This window comes from Actinoplanes sp. NPDC020271 (genome assembly GCF_044388125.1).
Lineage (GTDB): Bacteria > Actinomycetota > Actinomycetes > Mycobacteriales > Micromonosporaceae > Actinoplanes.
The window spans coordinates 44617-58251 of the sequence record NZ_JBIRWQ010000027.1; the positions used below are offsets into that span (position 1 = coordinate 44617).

The 13635-nt window shown below is 69.0% G+C and carries 12 protein-coding genes; all 12 read right to left on the reverse strand.

Features of this window, described 5'->3' with window-relative positions; all coding sequences use genetic code 11:
• Positions 1-35: 35 nt before the first annotated feature.
• The 12 genes from ACH442_RS38810 to ACH442_RS38865 all read right to left on the reverse strand — a co-directional run bounded on the left by ACH442_RS38810 (position 36) and on the right by ACH442_RS38865 (position 12613).
• On the reverse strand, positions 36-164 hold the full coding sequence (locus tag ACH442_RS38810) for a hypothetical protein (RefSeq protein ID WP_396343108.1): 129 nt from the start codon (positions 162-164) through the stop codon (positions 36-38).
• A gap of 71 nt (positions 165-235) precedes the next feature.
• Positions 236-784, reverse strand: coding sequence for a hypothetical protein (locus tag ACH442_RS38815; RefSeq protein WP_396343109.1), 549 nt, complete (start codon positions 782-784; stop codon positions 236-238).
• Between the two features lie 91 nt (positions 785-875).
• On the reverse strand, positions 876-1895 hold the full coding sequence (locus tag ACH442_RS38820) for a DUF4192 domain-containing protein (RefSeq protein ID WP_396343183.1): 1020 nt from the start codon (positions 1893-1895) through the stop codon (positions 876-878).
• 283 nt (positions 1896-2178) lie between these two features.
• Positions 2179-3498, reverse strand: a complete 1320-nt coding sequence (locus tag ACH442_RS38825) for a helix-turn-helix domain-containing protein (RefSeq protein WP_396343110.1) — start codon at positions 3496-3498, stop codon at positions 2179-2181.
• A 59-nt stretch (positions 3499-3557) separates the two neighbouring features.
• Positions 3558-4145 carry a hypothetical protein gene (locus ACH442_RS38830; RefSeq protein WP_396343184.1) on the reverse strand — a complete coding sequence of 196 codons (588 nt, stop codon included), beginning with the start codon at positions 4143-4145 and terminating at the stop codon, positions 3558-3560.
• Positions 4146-4239: 94 nt separating this feature from the next.
• A complete protein-coding gene (locus ACH442_RS38835) occupies positions 4240-4941 on the reverse strand; it encodes a hypothetical protein (protein ID WP_396343111.1) in 702 nt (233 codons plus the stop codon).
• 310 nt (positions 4942-5251) lie between these two features.
• A complete protein-coding gene (locus tag ACH442_RS38840) occupies positions 5252-6106 on the reverse strand; it encodes a replication-relaxation family protein (protein ID WP_396343112.1) in 855 nt (284 codons plus the stop codon).
• A 207-nt stretch (positions 6107-6313) separates the two neighbouring features.
• A complete protein-coding gene (locus tag ACH442_RS38845) occupies positions 6314-8782 on the reverse strand; it encodes a type IV secretion system DNA-binding domain-containing protein (RefSeq protein ID WP_396343113.1) in 2469 nt (822 codons plus the stop codon).
• Positions 8779-10482 carry a VirB4 family type IV secretion system protein gene (locus tag ACH442_RS38850; RefSeq protein WP_396343185.1) on the reverse strand — a complete coding sequence of 568 codons (1704 nt, stop codon included), beginning with the start codon at positions 10480-10482 and terminating at the stop codon, positions 8779-8781. The genes ACH442_RS38845 and ACH442_RS38850 overlap by 4 nt, the downstream gene beginning before the upstream one ends.
• 41 nt (positions 10483-10523) lie before the next feature.
• Positions 10524-11414 (reverse strand): PrgI family protein, encoded by an 891-nt coding sequence (locus ACH442_RS38855; RefSeq protein ID WP_396343114.1) that lies wholly within the window; start codon positions 11412-11414, stop codon positions 10524-10526.
• On the reverse strand, positions 11411-12307 hold the full coding sequence (locus ACH442_RS38860; RefSeq protein WP_396343115.1) for a hypothetical protein: 897 nt from the start codon (positions 12305-12307) through the stop codon (positions 11411-11413). Before ACH442_RS38860 ends, ACH442_RS38855 begins: the two co-directional genes overlap by 4 nt.
• A 6-nt stretch (positions 12308-12313) precedes the next feature.
• Positions 12314-12613, reverse strand: a complete 300-nt coding sequence (locus tag ACH442_RS38865) for a pilin (protein WP_396343116.1) — start codon at positions 12611-12613, stop codon at positions 12314-12316.
• Between the last annotated feature and the right edge of the window lie 1022 nt (positions 12614-13635).

Here is a 13635-nt window from a genome sequence, read left to right on the forward strand (position 1 = left end):
GCGCAGGCCAGCGGGCCCCGGGCGGGTTGATGTGGTCAGAGCTTCAGCAGGTCGAAGGCGAGCAGCTTGATGTCGCCGGTGGTGCCGGTCAGGACGCGGTTGGCGAGGACCAGGTCGTTCATGGCGGTCGTGCCGTCGGCGAATCGCTCGAGTTCGTGTGGCACAGGGTTCTCCTCTCGGATACGGGGTGTAGGGCTGAGCTGACGCTCGGCCTCGCGATGAACTGCGTGGATGATCAAGACTTCAGGGCGCCGCCTTGCGTGGCCGGCCTGGTCGGGAAGGCAAACGTGACCGGCGCTTCAGCGACTTGAAGGAGGCGGCCGGTGGACGCCAGCAGCAGGCAGTAGTTGCGGACGGCGTCGTCGTCCAGGGGACGCCCAGTCGCCGCCGTGATGCCGCGGGCAATCTCGCCCGGTTCCAGCGGCTGGTCGGGCTGCGCTGCGCAGTAGGTGCTGATCAGGTCGGACAGCACCATGTCAACCTGGCCGTTGTTCCTTGCCAGAGTCACGCCATCGTCGCGACGGTGCGCCAGATCCGCACGTTCCAGCAGGTGCAGCCGATGCAGCACGATGCGCAGCGGGATCCCGGTTCGTGCTGACAGTTGCGCTGCTCCGGCGGTGACGTTATCGGGCATGGCCGCCATTATCTGAGCCGACTCGTTGTCGAGCTGGTCGTAGGACTGCCGCAGATCGCTACCTGCTGATGTGTAGCGTTGCCCAGTCACGTCCTTTGCTTCGGGTTCGTCGGCTGCATTGCTCGTACCGGTTTCGCGGGAATCAGTCATTACTGTCGCTCCTGTCTCAGGACGGGTATGGGGGCCGAGCGTATTGCGCTCGGCCCCCATGAGAATGAAATCGGTCAATAATTATGGTCGGTCAGAATTGCCAAGTGCCGTCAGCGTTTCTGGTGCTATTGCTCCCTTCTTCGGGGTGCAGCAGGGAGCGGACGGCCTCCGGCGTGACGCCATACTCGATTGCTTCGGCAATCAGCGGAATCAGCGGGTCCATCGGTGCGGATTCCTTGGCTCGTTCGATGGCCAGGCGGGCCAGAAGCCCTTGTCCGCTCTGGAGCGCGGCGAGCGCGAGCAGGGCGGCAGGAGCAGCGGCGTGGTCGGGGTCAGCACGGCGGGTCAGGTCGGTCCAGAGGCGGATGTCACGGTCTTCGCCGTTCACGCGTGACAGCACTCCGTCGCCCAGCAGGCAGACGCTGAGGACGGTAATGAGCAGCCCGGCGGCCTCGTCGGTGAGGCGCTCGGCTTTCTCGTAGGTGGCGAGTGCCGCGTCGAGAAGCTGTTCGGTGAGCTGGCGAACGCGCGTCCGGATTGGTTCCTGACTCGTGCCGGCGAAGAGGTCGCTGAGGTGTCGGTGCGCTGCCGTCAGGGCGGTTTGCATGCCCTTTCGTTCTTCTCCGGTGACCGGGTTGAGCCTCGCGATGTAGGTGTATCTGTCTTCGACGGCTACGAGGCCGGTGAAGGTGGCTTGGGCGGCTGCTTCGGTTGTGCTGGCGTCGAATGCCATGCCCGTTTGGCATTGCGCGTTGTCGCAGTGCAGATGCCAGAGCCAGTCGTCATAAGTGCAGAATGCGGCCAGAACGGTGACGTTGAGATTGGTGAAAGCGTCGGTCGCGCGGTCGATCAGGGGGATGACGGCTTCTCTGGGGCCGTACCCGACGAGAATGACCTGGTTCGGGCCGTGGGCTGTAAGGCGGACCGCGATGTCGGTGGCGCCGCCGGCCATGTTGAAGTGCGGCAGGGTTGCGGCTGCGGCAAAGAGGACTTGGAAGTTCTTTGCCGCGACGATGACGATCTGGTCATGTGGGTGGTAGCCGATTAGGTAGGGCACGGAGGCAACAAGGTTTGTGGAGTCTTTGAGATTTAGATGTTCCGGGTATGTCATGGTCACTTTCCCAGTGAGGTAAGGACCGGGAAACCCGGACACACGTCTGGCCCGGTTGCGCCGGGAAACGTGGTTCGGGTTTCCCGGCAGGGAATGAGGTGCGAAGTGTCAGCGATCGTGATCGTTGACGTTGGATCCTTGCGATTCGTCTCCGGCGGTGGACGGCCAGCGGTCAGCTAGACCTGTCGCCGTCATCACCGCTGTGCGGGAGGACGTTCGTTCGGCCGAGCTTCGGCCGGCCGACGCCAGAGGCGGGTTGGGGTCTCGTCGCTGCGGCGACAGGTCAGGACTCGTCGGCGGCGGTGGTTTCTTGCTCGTCGGCGTCATCAGCAACACTGCGGCCAGTGCCGGACCCGTCCGCGGCCGGCGCCTTCTCGGGGGTGCTGTCCGGGACGGCGGGTGCCGGGAAGACGAACGTCAGTGGTGCTTCGGAGATCATCCGGATGGTTCCCGCGGCGGCGGCCTTGGTGCAGTTGTTGCGGATCGCGCCGGAGCTGACGTTGCGGCCGTTGAGCTTCGCGCTGATGGCGGCGGCGATCTCTTGCGGGTTCATCGGCCGGCCGGGGTTGGCGGCCAGTTCCGCGACGGTCAGTTTTTCCAGCTGCCCTTTGGCGAAGGGTTGGTTGCCGTCGCCGTTGGCGGCTGCGGCGTTGCGGTACGCCCCGGTGTTCGGGGTGTTATTGAGTGTGCGCGGGGGCAGCCGGGTCGGGAGTTTCACGACGTGGACCTCGTCGTCCGCGGCGAGAATCTGCAGGGTCCCGTCGGGGCGGATCAGGCTCTGCACCGCCGCCACGGCCGCCGGGGTGCTCGTGACGCCACGGATCACCTGGAAGCACAACGCGCAGCGCGGCGGCTCCGGATTGGGGTCGACCTCGGAGGCTTTGGTCGGTCCGGCGATCCACCGCTGCGGCAGGCCCGTCTTGGGCGGCAGGCGGCGGGCGGCGTCGGCTTGCTCCATCGCGGCCAGCAGCCGGATGGTGGTTGCCTCGCTGATGCCGGTCTCGGCGACGATCACCTTGACGCTCGCGCCGTCCTCGCCGGATTCGGCCAGGACGCCCTTGATGGCCATGACCCTGCGGTCAGCCGGTCGCGCCGGTGCGACCACTGCTGTTCGCGGCTCGTCGTTGGCCGTGGCGTCGCTGCCGTTCTGGGCCGGGGTGGGGCTGCCGTCCTCGTCCTGGTCGCCGGCCCCGGTGTCGGCTTGGTCGCTGGCGTCCTCGCCGTCGCCGGGCTCCTGATCGCCGGGGCCACTGGTTTCGGAGGTGGGACTTTCGTCGGCGCTGGTCTCGTCGTCCGGGTCAGAGGGCAGCTCGTCGTCGGCCTCGTCCGAGCCGGCGCCGTTCTGGTCGCTGAGGTCGGCCGAGTCCAGTGCCGCGGTGGCCTGTTCCGATAGTGCCCAGCGGGCCGGGGTGCCCTCGGCCGCGTCCGCGCCGAGGTCGACTTCGACGATCAGACCGGCCTCGGCCAGGATCCGGAGAGCCCGGTCGATGGTGGAGCGGGCCTTGCCGGACTTTTCGGCCAGCTCGACGATGTTGCCCTGGCCGAGTTCGGCCAGGGCGTTGAGGACGGCCTGGGTCGCGGGCGTCAGGGACTGCAGTTGCATCAGGGTTTCCCTCCTCGGGAATAAGGGGTGTAGGCCCGGCACCGGACGGTGCAGGGTGGTCAGCGGCGACGTCGCCGTCTGTCGCCGGCGGGGCGAAGGTGGTAGAGGCGGCCCTCGATCCGGTCGCGGTAGATCCCGGCGGTGGAGTGGTCCAGCCGCACAGGGCTGGCGTACTGGGCGGGGTCGAGTTCGACGCTGGTCTCGTTGATCCGCGCGCGCACGCGCTTGCCCGCCAGTTTTCGTTCGCGCAGGTATTGGTTGTCCGGTAGCACGAGTTTGACGATGTCGCCGGGGTTGACGTAGCGCCGCTGGACCGCCTGGACGGGGTTCGTGGCGGCGTACGCCAGGCGATCGGGATCGTTGATCAGCTGGTCGAGGTGGAAGCGGGCGATCTCGTACTCGCCGACGTGGCTGCTGATCTCGTCCAGGGTGCTGGTGAGCGCCGTGGCCGCATTGGTCAGGTCGTCGCCGTTGATCAGCTGGTATCGGAACTCGTCCACCGAGGCCAGCAGCGCCCCGCGGGCGACGTTGAGCTGGTCGGCGGCTGCCCGAAGGTTCACGGCGGCCGGGATGGGATCGGCGGCGTGTTGGTCGAGGGTCCGGCCGGTGGTCCGGACAATCCACCTCTCCACCAGGTCGAGGTACATCACGGATTCTCCTTTCAGATGGTTGGGACATGCCGAAGACCGGTCGCAGCGGGGCTGCGACCGGTCTTCGAGGTGCGAAGGGATAGAGGTGGGGTCAGGCGATGGCGACGGCGCACAGTCGTGCGCGGTTGCTGAGGGTGCGCAGGTACGTGCACGCCTCGTTGAGGAATCGCAGCCGGTCCGCGACCGTGTCGGTTGCGGGCCGCATGATGCGTCCCTCGGTGGTGATCAGCGCGTCGCCGACGAGAGCGGCTCGCCAGTAGAGGCCCGCGTAGGTGGCCTCGCCGGCCTGGTAGAGCGACAGCTCGTAGGGGTCGAAGACGTGGTCGCCGTGGTAGGCGAGCATCGCCAGCACGCGCGGCTGTTGCTCGAAGCGGCGACGGGCCTCGGTCAGGCTGACCTTGGCCGGAGCGGCGTGGTGCTGGGCGAGGAAGTCCTCCCAGAGTCGGGCGGGCTTCGTCGTCGCGTTGATGTGCATGTTCCAGGCGCGCCAGCGAGCGATGGCCTCGTTCGCGGCGAGCTGGGACATACCGGGGAGGTCGAGTCGACTCTTGCGACCTCCGGCGGCCTGGGTGATGGCGCCGAACTTGCGGGCGGCGTCGAGCAGGTAGTACCCGAGCCAGCGGGTGAACCAGCCGATGAACTTGCGGTGCCGCACGCGGAACCGGCGGGCCGGGGTGCCGCTGGCGTTCATCAGGTCGTTGACCTTCTCGCTGGCGGCGAACCAGTCGGCGTCGTCGCCCGGGTTGAAGCAGACGGTGACGACCTGGTCGGTGAGGGGGTGGTTGGTGGGCATGGCGGTGCTCCCTTCGCGAAGCGGGCGGGGGTGGGTGTGGTGCCACCGGATCGCGGCGTCGGGACCGGCGGGAAGGCTGCCGAGGAAGATGCGCGGGGCGCAGGTCACGAGCCGACCGGGAAGGTGGGCTGTGGGTGAGCTGGGCCGGGCGCGGGCAGTCCCGCGAGGCGGGTCGAGACGGGCGGCGGTGCGAACAAATGAAGAAGTCGCACCGTAGCTTCGTGACCTGACATCTCTACCGTTGTCAGGATTCGTGATCATGCTCGTGACCTGCGCTGACAGGTTGCGAGTGGAGAGCTGTCAGCGGCTGTCAGAGCAGGAATTCGCCGTCGTCGTAGTTCGGGTTCTCGGCCACGGGTTCGCCGTGGTCGCTGGGCAACTCGGCCAGCGTGAGTCGGCTGGTGGCGCCGCGCAGGAGCCAGACGCGGGCGGCGGGATCGGCGGTGTGGGTGGCGGTGGCGACCGGGACGGCGGTGTGCTGACCGGGCAGCAGCCGGTGCAGATGTTCCTCGCGTTGCTCGCTGCCGAGCCAGAACAGCACCGGGTACCGGGCGCCGCCACGGCGGATGAGGTCGCCGTACTTCTTGAGTTTGGTCACCACCCGGCTGCCGAGAGCTTCACTGCCGGTGTCGGTCTCCAGGAAGAACCCGACCGTGCTACCCGTGTCGGTCCACAGACCGTGCCCGTCGGCGGTGATGGTCCAGAACCGTTTGGCGGTGATCTGCTCGGACCACCACCGGTCGAGGCTGGCGCCGTCGTACCGGCGGGCGTGCTCGCAGAGGCGTACGAAGAATTCGTTGGTCAGCACGAGGTGAGCCAGACGCGGGTTGGCTGAAAGCCGTTGCACGATCTGGTTGCTCGATCGGGCGGTGGGTTCGGGCCGTCCGTGGGCGGCGGCCTGGAAGCGATGCCCGTTGTGGCCGAGCGTCCAGTGCCACGGCTGGCTGCCGCCGCCGTCGCGGGAGAACCGGAACCGAGCGATCAGGCCCAGCGCGGCCAGCTCGTTGAGCCGTAGCTGGCAGGTGCGCCGCGCGGCGAACAGCATGCGGTGGATCTGGCCGGTGGTCAGGACCTGATGGTCGTCGAGCAGCTGGAGCAGGTGCCGGTCCCGGTCGGTGATGTGCGGATAGATGGACAGCAGGCTGGCCGGCCGCGACAGCGGCATAGTGCTCACCCCCTGGTGGAGAAGGACACCCTGTAGGGAGTCTGGACTTGTCGATCTTGTTCCCGGGGTCGCCGACAGGCAGGTTTTTCCAGCTCACCTACCTGACAGCCGGCGTGCGGCGGGCTCGTCCGGGGCCTCGTGTCGCAGACACCCCCGAACGAGCCCCCGATGACGCACCCAACCGAGCCCCCAACCGCAGCACCCTGGTCAGCGGTTGCGGTCGGCCCGGCGCCGCTTCATCGCCGTGCGGGCGAGCTGCTGCAGCGCCGGCTCCTCCCCCGCGGGCGTGTTCGCGGCGGCACACGCAACCCGGATCGCGGTCGGATCTCCGTCAGGCGCCGCAGGCGGGTTGGTGACGAACGTGAACGCCGGCAGTTCGCGATTGCCGACCAGCAGCCGGGCCGTGGCGGTGAAGACGTCGAGGTGGGCCAGGTCGTGCTCGTCGACCTCAGGTTTGGTGTGCCGGGACAGTTCCCGCGCGTCGGCCGGATCGACGTTGAAGAACACCTTGGACCGGGCGTTCGCGGACACCGCCGCGGCGACGTCCTTGGGGAGCTGCGCGAGGTCCTGGTGAGCGAACACGGTGCCGAGGCGGTAACCGCGGGCCTCGGCCAGCATGTCCCCGACGCTTCCCGGCAGTGTGAGGAAGTTCTGGAATTCGTCGAGGTACAAGGTGGCGTCCTTGCGCTGATCCTCGTCGATCGCGGCGCGGGCGATCGCCGCCTGCCACACCCGGGCGACGATCAGCGAGCCGAGGATCCGGCTGGTTTCCTCGCCGAGCTGGCCCTTCGGTAGCCGGCACAGCAGCACGCCGCCGTCGAGGATCCTGCCCATGTCGAACGACGAGTGGGCGTTGCCGATCACGCTCTTGACGAAGTCGCGGAGCAGGAACGCTCGCAGCCGGGCCAGCACGGGGGCGATGACCTGGCCGCGGAACTGCTCGTTGATGCCGTCGTACCACATCCAGAACCCGCCGAGCCCGTCCGGGTCGTCCAGGCCCTGGGTGAATCGGGCCCGGAACTGATAGTCCTGCAGCAGCGAGGGCACCAGGCTCAGGGTGGGTTTGGCGTGCCGCATCAAGGTCAGACAGGCCACGCGCATGGTGTCGTCCATCCGCGGCCCCCACTGGCCCTGGAAGATCTGCGCGAAGATCCCGACGAGGTTGTCCACCGCCAGGTGCGGATCGCCGGCGTCGTCGAGGGGGTTGAAGCAGCCGGGATTCTCCTGGTCCGGGTCGATGATGACGATCTTGTCGGCGAAGGAGGCGGGTAGCCGGGCGAGGATGTCGTTGATCAGGTCGCCGCGCGGGTCGATGACCACGGTGCCGCGCCCGGCCTTGATGTCGCCGACGATCAGGTTCAGCAGCAGCGTGGACTTGCCGACGCCGGTCTTGCCGACGATGTGCATGTGCTGCCGGGCGTCGGTGACCCTCAGGCCGACGCTGTGGTGCCCGACTTGGGAGCGGCCCAGGATCTTCACGCCGCGGCCGCCGCTGGGTACCTGCACGGGCGCCGGCACCGCCTTGGCCCGAGCCCGGTCCAGGCCGGGCACGGCCAGATCCTGCGGCAGCGCCGCGAGAACAGCAAGCTCCGGCACGGAGGCCAGGAAACCGCGCCGCAGACGACGTCCGGCCAGGGTCGCCACCGGGTGCGTCATCTTCATCCGGCGCAGCCGGTTCGGGCCGGTGTACGCGGCGGCGGCCGAGGCGAGCGTGTGCCCCAAGCCTTTGAGGCGTTGCTGGAGCTGCGTGGCCCGTTCCGGGGTCGGCGGTGTCTTGTCCGCTTCGGCGGCGACGGCGAAGCGGATGGCGATCTCGTAGTGCGGCACCCGTACGGCCTTCTCGACCACCGTTCGGGCCTCGGCTCCGGCGACCGGGTCCCGTTCGGCCGGCCGCGCGGCTGCGGTCCTTGCCGTGGTCCGGGTCCGGGACGGACCGGGCAGGAAGACCTCGAGCAACCACAGCAGCGGCTCGATCGCCAGCCGGGCCGCGCCTGCCGCGACGCGGGTCGCCGGGTCGGGACGGCCGTGCGGATGGTTGGCCGAGGTGGCCGCCGACCGGCGTGCCGCCCGCACGCGGCGCGCCGACGCCGGCCGTGCCAGAACCTGTACGCAGGCGTACTCGCGGTGCCAGACCTCGGCTCCGGCCGACAGCAGCGCCCGCAACGGGTCCGCGTCATGCTCCACCCGCAACGGCAGCACGTCGGCATGCTGGGGCCAGTGCGCCCCGCCCGCCTGCTCCCCCACCGTCAGGGGAATCGGTGCGTGTGCGTCCTCGACGGTGAGGGTTGCGGCGGGCCAGGCCGCGCGGACGGCGGCCTCGACCGAGCCGGGTGGCACGGTGCCGGGTACCCAGACCCGGATGGCCAGCGCGCGGCCGGTCCAGGTGTACTCCCAGCCGACGTGCGGAGCGCCGTAGATCCGGCGCCGCCACACCGACGGCGTGAGCACGCCGACCAGGGTGGTCCAGAACGCGGCGGCGGCCTCCGGGCTAACCGCCGGCGGCGCGGCGATGGTCACCCAGCGCGCGCCGACGGCGAACCGGCGGTGCCGCCAGTTGAGGAACTGGTCGTGGCCGAAGAGCGCCGTGACGATCAGCGCGACGGCCACGAACCCGAGCCACGGCCGGACAACCACCCAGTGCACGAGATCGGCGGGCCAGGTTGGTGCGGTGCTCATGCGCTCACCTCGCCGATCCCGGTCACGGCGATGCGGTGCTCGGCCGCCGAGCCGACGCTGCGGAACGGGATCCGCGACCGCCCGGCGACCAGCAGGCCCTCCCCGCGCGGGGCGGCCAGCAGCATTCGGGCTTCCCCGGCCGTGAGCCCGAACGCCTCCGCGACCGCGTCGATCGACTGGGTGGACTGGCGCATCAGCACTTGGGTCGCGGCATTGGCGACCACGGCCAGGCCAAGATCGGTCGACAGGACGTCCGCGGCGTCCTGGGTAATGACGCACAGCCCGGCGCGACGTTTACGGGCGGCCTTGGCCATCCGGAACAGAAACCGTGCGCCTTCGCCGGCGCGCATCAGCAACCACGCCTCGTCGACCACGACCAGCCGCCGCCGGTGTCCCCCGGTGTTCGGGGCGTCGATGCTCGACCAGATCGCATCCAGCGCCAGCAGCGTCCCGACCGTGCGTAGCTCGTCCGGCAGATGACGCAGCGACCACACCACCAGGTGGCCGCCCGGGGCGGTGGTGGTCGGGCCGTCGAACAGGCTGGAGAAGTTCCCGCTCGTCCACGGGGCCAGCCGTGCGGCGAGCTCGGCGGCGGCCGGATCCGAGTCGCCGGCCAGCGTCGTCGCGAGGTCGCGCAGCAGCGGTGCCGGCCGGCGCCAGGTCGCTGGGTCGGCGTTGATCCCGGCCCGGGCGTAAGTGGCGGTGATCGCCCGGTCCAGGGCGGCTCGTTCGGCCGGCGGTGGCGTCGCACCGAGCAGGACCGCGATCAGCGTGTGCAGGTAGAGACCCCGCCGGGTCAGCGTGTCGGGTCGGCCGTCGGCCGGCAGATCAAAAGGATTTACCCGTACGCCCGGTGCGCCGAGCTGCACCACGGTCCCGCCGACGTGCTGGGCGAGGGACGCGTACTCGTCCTCCGGGTCGATGACCGCGACATCGGTGCCCTGGTAAAGGTTGCGCAGCACTTCCAGTTTGACGAAGTACGACTTGCCCGCGCCGGAGCGGGCCAGGACGACGGAGTTGTGGTTGTCCTGCGCCCACCGGTTCCACAGCACGACGCCGTTGCTGGTGGTGTTGAGTCCGTAGAGCACGCCGTCCGGTGCGGTGACCACGCCGGGTGCGGGGGCGGCGAGGTCGGCGGAGGCGAGCGGGAACGCCGCGGCCAGGGCGGTGGTGTCCAGGATCCGGTGCACACGAAGCGGGTCCACTCCGACCGGCAACGTGGCAATCCAGCCCTGCTGGTGACGAAACGTCGCCGGTTGCAGGTCCAGCAGCACGCTCGCGGCGGCCGCCTTCACCCCGGCGGTGATCGCACCCAGCTCCTGCAGGTCGCGGGCGTGGGTGGTGACGTAGATACCGGTCTCGAACAATTTCGCCGCGCCGCGGGCGATGCGTTCGGCCAGGTCGGCGGCGTCGGATGCCGCCGCCTCGGTCATCGGGTCACCCAGCCGTCCCTGGTGGGCGTCCAGGCGGCGCGACGACTCGAAGCGGGCGCGCTGGCGTTTGAGCATCGGCGCGGCCAACGCGGGTGCGACTGGGGTGATGTGGATCGCGACGTCGACGCGGCCGGGATAGGACAGCAGCGGGTCGAGCCAGGCCGGGCCGACCTCGGCCGGGAACCCGCACACCACGAACGTGGCGGCATAACCGTCGCCGACCTTGACGTGCGCGGGGGTGATCGACAGCGCGGCCGGGGAAGGCATGCCCTCCCCGGCCGCGACGCTCCTCTTGGATGTCAACAGGTTCACGGTGTGCTCCGCAGGGCGATGGGGACACCGGGCACCGCACGGGGGCCAGGCGCCGCAGGATCGAAGGGGTCGACCGCGCCGGCCAGGGCCGCAGTGACGGCCGGCCCGTCCAGCACGGCAGCATCGACCCCGAGACTCGACAGGGCGCGCACCGCGGCATCGGCCTTGTGCTCGCCGGTGACGACCGCGATCACCTGGCGTCGCAGCGGATCCCGGGCGGCGTCGAGATCGAGCAGGAACGCGGCGTAGTCCTCGGCCGCTGTCTGCAACGCCGGATGCGGCAGACGCGGAGCAACATCGGCAGTCGCCTGCGCATACACGCTCAGGTCATGCCGTTGCGCGGCCACAAGTAGTTGCACCGGACCGGTCAGGGAGTTCAGGAACCGGCCGAACCCGTCCAGCAGCGCGCCTTGTTCCTCGCCGGTGCGCAGATGAATGTTCGTGGTGCCACACGCGATCAGCACCTTCGCGGTGCCTTCGCTGGTGAGCACCCCGGCCGGGCTGATGCTCGTGACCGGCGACCGCAGCGGCGCCGGGACGGCCGGCTTACCGTCCACCACCGCGATCGAGCTGGCCCGGGCCGTGCCGGGGGTGAAGGTGCGGGGGCTGCGTGACAAGGCGAAGCCGTGCCGCAGCCACACATCCAGGGGCTGGCCGTCACGGCGACCGATGGCCACGACCACCGCCACGGCGAACCCGAGGCATCCGGCACTGATCCAGGCTGCCGGGGGCAGCAGCGGGCCGAAGCTGCGGTAGCAGCCGAACCCTGCCAGGGCCGGGACGCCGATGATGGCCAGCTGCCGGAAGGTCAACCCGAACGCGATCCGGTCCGGCTCGTTGATGTTCGCCGGGACCACGGCACGCGGTGTGGGGTCCTGATCGGTCATCGCATACCTCGCAAGAACGGGATGCGACGGGCGATGCCCTGCACGACCACGACCCGCAGCAGGAACCCGCCGAGGTTGGCGGCGCCCTGCCTCGTCACGTACCGGCCCACCAGCGCCGGAATGCGGATCGTGAGCCAGAGCATCACGACGACCAGCACCAGGTTGAACGTGTCCGAGCTGGCGACCCCCAACACGATCGGCAGGTTCGCGTCCGGGTTGATCACCATGTCGATGCCGGCGGTGAACGCGACGGCCTGCAGCGTCGGGGTGGCCAGGCAGGCCAGCAGCGAACGCCACCACAGGCCGGCCGCCGCCTGCGTCCACGGGGTCGCGTAACACGCCAGCGCGACCGGGGCGATCCCGGCGAGAACCAGCAGCACGCCCACGCGCACGAGCCAGGTCCCGACGAGCATGCCCATCAGCACGACGATCAGCAAGCCGATGATGGCGACCAGCAGCGCGTTGCTGTCGTCGGAGAGCGCCACCTTGATCCGGGCCTTGACGAAGGCGACCGTTTCCGTGGTGGGTGCGGTGGTGCCGCTCATCGAGACGGTCAACGCGTTCGCGATGGTGATCAGCTGGCCGGTCAGCGGGACGGAGAACGCGGAGAGCACGAACCCGACGACCAGACGCGGAACAAGTTCTTTGATGCCGTAGCGCATCTCGACCGAGTCCCCGGCCATGATCGCGATACCGACGACGATGATCGCGAGAACAAAGCAGGAGTCGACGACCAGAGCACTGCGGCCGGCGATCGACTTGACCTGCGGCAGGACGGTGACGTCCGGCGATGCGAACAGTGTGGAGGCCAGCAGGGCCAGCAGACCGCTGAGAAGGTCGACGACCTTCTCAGCCAGCCAGCCGACCAGGCCGTCCATCAGCCAGTCGGTCATCAGCGCTCAGCCGCCCAGGATGCCCTGCAGCACCTGCAGAATGACCGGTGCCAGGACGGCCAGCGCGTAGCCGATCAGCGCGGCCTTGAAGTTGCCTTTGGCCTGCTCGATCTGGGCCGGGTCACCGCCGGCGGCCATGTAGCGCAGGCCGCCGATGACCAGGAACATCGTCGCGACCAAAGCAATGATGCCCATGATCCAGCCGGTGATGCCGTCGATGACCTGCGGGATGCTCTTCGGGGCCGCGAGCGGCTGCACGGCAGCCGCCACGGCGAAGTGGGACAGAAGGATGAGGTTGGTGTGCATCGCGGCGCTCCACAGCAGTTCTGCGGGACCGCTACGGTGGGGACCGGGCGAAGAATCGTGGCGGGGTCCGGTGGGGGCGCTCCTCCTCGCGTGAAGCGAAGGGCTGCGGTGTCAGTGCGCCGCGCCAGCCGTGCCGGACCGTCGGACTTCACCACTCGTGGTGGTCCCCACCGAGCGGGCATGCCGTGAATGACATGCACAGCTCAGATCCGCGCTGTCAGACCGATCGAACTCGATGAACTCCTGTCACACGCTGACAACCTCGATCACGGAGTTGGGTCGCTCGATGATGTTCGACTTGGACGGCTCCAGGTCGGCAGCCAATGCGGCTCATGTCGCCTCTTGGGCGACAAGCCGACGGGGCTCATTGACAGCGCTGGTCGGCGGCTCGGACGAGGCCGATGTCTGCCGCGGCACCGTCCGAAACATGAAATGGACAATCGCGCTACGCGGGCGGCCGACCACCCCAACCTGCGTGCCCCGGCCGCAGTTCGGCTGCCGTTCGCCGAGTAGATCCGGTGAGACAGGACGGCGCCGCGAGCCCGTGCTCCATCAGCTTTGTCGGGTCCGACTCAAGGAGTCTTGGGCCTCAGCGTGCCCAGCGGTGGCGTCACGTAGGTAGGCGTGGCAAACCTCGCCGGGTGTCCGCGCTCCCGCCATGTAAAGCTGATTCCAGCGAGAACAATCGTCTGGTCTCGGTAGCAGAGCTGGGTCTGTCTGTCGTTCGGGTTGGCGCTGGGACCGTAGGTGATCATGAGTGCAGTGATCGAGGAGTCAGCGTCAGTGTGAACGGCCCATACTTCGCCGTAGCCGGCAAGGCCGGTGCCTTCCGGAGTGAGCACAACTGCGCGACCGCGTAGCGAGATGGTTGACGAGAGGCCATCTGGGTTTTGGATATACAGAGTTCCGGTGAGGCGTGGGGCCCGCCGGCGCCGTCGCCACCTGCGACGCTGGGCGCGCCGAGCTCCTGAGTTTGCGTCAATCCGCTTTGTCGATCCGCGGTCAAGGACGGTAGGGCCGGG

Bases quoted from the DNA above. Each gene is read 5' to 3' on its own strand.
- ACH442_RS38855 (WP_396343114.1), bottom strand. From the start codon at position 11,414: ATGACCGATCAGGACCCCACACCGCGTGCCGTGGTCCCGGCGAACATC.
- ACH442_RS38835 (WP_396343111.1), bottom strand. From the start codon at position 4,941: ATGCCCACCAACCACCCCCTCACCGACCAGGTCGTCACCGTCTGCTTC.
- ACH442_RS38850 (WP_396343185.1), bottom strand. From the start codon at position 10,482: ATGCCTTCCCCGGCCGCGCTGTCGATCACCCCCGCGCACGTCAAGGTC.
- ACH442_RS38860 (WP_396343115.1), bottom strand. From the start codon at position 12,307: ATGACCGACTGGCTGATGGACGGCCTGGTCGGCTGGCTGGCTGAGAAG.
- ACH442_RS38815 (WP_396343109.1), bottom strand. From the start codon at position 784: ATGACTGATTCCCGCGAAACCGGTACGAGCAATGCAGCCGACGAACCC.
- ACH442_RS38865 (WP_396343116.1), bottom strand. From the start codon at position 12,613: ATGCACACCAACCTCATCCTTCTGTCCCACTTCGCCGTGGCGGCTGCC.
- ACH442_RS38830 (WP_396343184.1), bottom strand. From the start codon at position 4,145: ATGTACCTCGACCTGGTGGAGAGGTGGATTGTCCGGACCACCGGCCGG.
- ACH442_RS38825 (WP_396343110.1), bottom strand. From the start codon at position 3,498: ATGCAACTGCAGTCCCTGACGCCCGCGACCCAGGCCGTCCTCAACGCC.
- ACH442_RS38845 (WP_396343113.1), bottom strand. From the start codon at position 8,782: ATGAGCACCGCACCAACCTGGCCCGCCGATCTCGTGCACTGGGTGGTT.
- ACH442_RS38840 (WP_396343112.1), bottom strand. From the start codon at position 6,106: ATGCCGCTGTCGCGGCCGGCCAGCCTGCTGTCCATCTATCCGCACATC.
- ACH442_RS38820 (WP_396343183.1), bottom strand. From the start codon at position 1,895: ATGACATACCCGGAACATCTAAATCTCAAAGACTCCACAAACCTTGTT.